This window comes from Rhodococcus sp. (in: high G+C Gram-positive bacteria) (genome assembly GCF_049591685.1).
In the GTDB taxonomy this organism is placed as follows: Bacteria; Actinomycetota; Actinomycetes; order Mycobacteriales; family Mycobacteriaceae; genus Rhodococcoides.
Window position 1 is genome coordinate 1 of sequence record NZ_JBAWFH010000554.1, and the last position, 1,959, is coordinate 1,959.

General features: G+C 65.3%; 2 protein-coding genes and 1 pseudogene. All 3 read left to right on the forward strand.

Annotated features, from left to right (window positions below; genetic code table 11):
• A pseudogene (locus WBQ44_RS22695) lies at window positions 1-422 on the forward strand (hypothetical protein); the annotation flags it as partial.
• A 29-nt stretch (window positions 423-451) separates the two neighbouring features.
• Window positions 452-1,609 (forward strand): HpcH/HpaI aldolase/citrate lyase family protein, encoded by a 1,158-nt coding sequence (locus tag WBQ44_RS22700; protein ID WP_495568912.1) that lies wholly within the window; start codon window positions 452-454, stop codon window positions 1,607-1,609.
• Window positions 1,606-1,959, forward strand: a 354-nt coding sequence (locus tag WBQ44_RS22705) for a phosphoribosyltransferase domain-containing protein (protein ID WP_495568913.1), incomplete at its 3' end; no start/stop codon positions are given. The genes WBQ44_RS22700 and WBQ44_RS22705, both read left to right, overlap by 4 nt.

Sequence of the window (1,959 nt, forward strand, 5' to 3'; positions counted from 1 at the left end):
GCGCACGCCACATCGAGCAGGCGGAGGAAGACCTCTCTGCTGCTCGCGCAGCATCCGATTCCGGCAACCCCGAAGAGGCACTCGACTACATCGCCCAGGCCCGTGCGCACCTCAGCGAAGCGGAGAAGCTGGTCGACGCGGTCACCGACCGGCTGTCGCTGTTGCGCGAGGTGAAGGCAAACCCAATCAAGAAGGAACAGGCCGCGCGTTTCACGTTACGAGACGCCCAACAACTCGCTGTGAACCGCGGCATGGTTGCCGAATGGGGATCGGTGTTGGATGCTCAGCTGGCTCGAATCGACCGCGCGAACGCAGCGTTGACCGGCCCGCACCCCGATTACTGGTCTTACCTGCAAGATCTCGACAGCATCGCAAGCTTCATCACCGGAGTGATCGATCGTATGCGCGGTTCGAATCGCTGACGGCCCGCTCACGAACCCGAAGGACTTCGTTGCAACACTTCCGACACCTCGAAGCAGCAGTGATGGAACGGTTGTTCCTCCATCCCCCGCAGCCGGTAGATCCGTCCGGTGATCTCACCGGACTCGCCACCGCACTGGGAGCGACGCTGTACATGCCCGCCACGCGGGACGACCTGGCCGAGGCACTGATAAAGCGCAGCGCCGACGGTGTCTGCTCACTGGTCGTCGATCTCGAGGACGCCGTGGCCGATCACAACCTCGAGGGAGCCATCGACAACGCGGTTGCGACGCTGAACAAGCTCACCGCGGCGGACGTGTTCGGTTCTCTCGTCTTCGTTCGTGCCCGGACCCCGGAACAGATTCGCCGCATCTGCACGTCGTTGACCCCGGGCGCGTCGACGCTGACGGGCTTCGTCGTCCCCAAGTTCACCGCCGCACGCGGAGTCGGTTTTCTCGACGCCATTGCCGAGGGTGAGGTCGCGCTGGGCAAGCATCTGCTCGCGATGCCGGTCCTCGAATCACCCGAGGTCGTCTTCCGGGAGACCCGCGACACCGAACTCGTCGCCATTCGCGCCCTCCTCGACGCGCACCGCGACCGTATCCTCGCCGTTCGAATCGGCGCCACCGACATGTGCGGCATGTTCGGCATCCGCCGAGACCGCGATCTCACCATCTACGACGTCCGCGTCGTCGCCGACGTCATCAGCGCCATCGTCAACCACCTCGGACGCAGCAACGAAGCGGGCTTCGTCATCACCGGGCCGGTGTGGGAGTACTTCGCCGACCACGAGCGTATGTTTCGGCCCATGCTCCGGCAGACACCCTTCGCCGAGCAGGAGGCCGTCCGCTTCCGCCAGCAGCTCGTCAGCCACGACCTCGATGCGCTCCTGCGCGAGGTCGCACTCGACCGGGCCAACGGCATCCAAGGCAAAACCGTCATCCACCCGTCTCATGTTCCCGCGGTCCACGCCCTGTCCGCCGTCACGCACGAGGAGTACCACGATGCGCGCGACATCCTCGAAAGCGAGTCCGGCGGCGTTCGCGCCTCCGGATACCGCAACAAGATGAACGAGCTCGGCCCGCACCGCAATTGGGCTCGTCAGACCATGCTGCGCGCCCACGCGTTCGGCGTCACCAACGAGGGCATCACCTTCGTGGATCTGCTCACGGAACTGGCCGGCCGATGAGCAATCCCACCACCGGAATCATCGTCACGCCGACAACGACGTCGTCGGAATGGTCGGTGGACCAACTCGTCCGCCCGGGTCTGCGCCGCAACCCGCGACGCGCACACCTGCTCGTCTCCGAGGTACTCGGCAAACACATTCCCGTCGAGCCGGCGGTGGTGACCGACGCGGCCAACCGACTCGCCGACCTCGTTCTCGCCGCAGTCGGTGGACTCGACGTCGATGTTCTCGGATTCGCCGAGACAGCAACAGGATTGGGCCACTGCGTCGCGGCCCACCTCGGTGCCCACTGCTACCTGCACTCGACGCGCCGGCACGTACCCGGCACCGACGTGTACGCCGAATTCCAG